The following is a 1290-nucleotide window of genomic DNA, read 5'->3' on the forward strand; positions in this document are numbered from 1 at the left end:
GTTGCCGGCCAACGGCCGGCACTACCCGGGTGGGTTGCACTTCACCCTTCGGCGAACGCCTCACGCAGCAGCGTGGCGAAATTGCGGATCAGCGGCGTTACCCGTTCGCGGTGCCAGGCCAGCTGCACTTCCGAATGCGCGCCGGCATCGGCCAGTGCCACGAAGCGCGATCCTTCCACGCGTATGTGATCGCATGACGACGGCAGGATCGCCGCACCCAGGCCCGCAGCGGCCAGGCTGATCAACGTCGATGCTTCACCGGCTTCCTGCACGATGCGCGGCGTGAAGCCCGCCGCCGCGCACAACGCGATCATGTGGTCGTGGATGCCCGCGCCGGCGCTGCGGCGGAACGCCACGAAAGGCTCCTGCGCGAAGTCGCGCAGCGACAGCGTGCCCTGCTTCGACAGCCTGCGCAGGGCAGGGTGGTCGGCGTGCACGATCAGCGCCAGCGGGTCGACGAACAGGCTGTGCGCCACCAGTTCCGGCGGCAGCGCGCGCTTGCGGATGATGCCCACGTCCAGTGAACCGTCGAGCAGCGCGTCGATCTGCTGCAGCGTGTTCATCTCGCTCAGCTGCAGCCGCACCTGCGGGTACTGCTGACGGTAGCGCAGGATCGAACGCGGAATCTGCGGCGACAGCGGCGTGGCGCGAGTCAGACCGATGTGCAGTTCACCCTGCTCACCACGCTGTGCACGCTGCACCTCGTCCACGGCCGTCTCCACCTGCTGCACGATGGCGCGTGCACGTTCCTGCAGCAGTTCGCCCGCAGGCGTCAGCTGCACGCGGCGATGGCTGCGCACGAACAGGCGCGCGTCAATCAGTTCTTCCAGCTGGCGGATCTGTTGGCTGAGCGGCGGCTGTGACATGCCCAGCCGCTCCGCCGCCTGGCCGAAGTGCAGCGTATCGGCGACGGCGAGGAAGTAGCGCAGGTGGCGGAGTTCGATGGACATGGGGCCAGTTTATTCATCGTCAGCCGGAAATGAATCAGAGGCGGGGTCAGAGCCCGTTGCGCAGCAACGGGATCCGACCCCGTGCCGACCAACGGTCGGCACCCACCATGGGAAGCATTTCCCACAGTTCGCAGAAAACGGTCGAAGGCGGGGTGGGTCCGGTTGCGGGGGCGTGAGCGCCATGGATGGCGCGACCGAGCCTCCATGGACTTTTCCCGTTTCTTCATCGACAGGCCGATCTTCGCGGCTGTGCTGTCGATCGTGATCTTCGCCGCAGGCCTGATCACGATTCCCATCCTGCCGATCAGCGAGTACCCGGAAGTGGTGCCGCCGTCGGTGG

General features: G+C 66.7%; 2 protein-coding genes. One reads left to right on the top strand and one right to left on the bottom strand.

The genetic code is table 11. The features are described 5' to 3' along the window. Positions 1-41: 41 nt before the first annotated feature. On the bottom strand, positions 42-950 hold the full coding sequence (locus tag ABGA94_RS19795; protein ID WP_005420736.1) for a LysR family transcriptional regulator: 909 nt from the start codon (positions 948-950) through the stop codon (positions 42-44). 204 nt (positions 951-1154) lie between these two features. Here ABGA94_RS19795 and ABGA94_RS19800 point away from each other — a divergent pair. Next, a partial coding sequence (locus ABGA94_RS19800) for an efflux RND transporter permease subunit (protein ID WP_375367554.1) occupies positions 1155-1290 on the top strand: 136 nt, incomplete at its 3' end.

The organism is Stenotrophomonas sp. 3diitr2024 (genome assembly GCF_042136455.1).
Lineage (GTDB): Bacteria > Pseudomonadota > Gammaproteobacteria > Xanthomonadales > Xanthomonadaceae > Stenotrophomonas > Stenotrophomonas sepilia.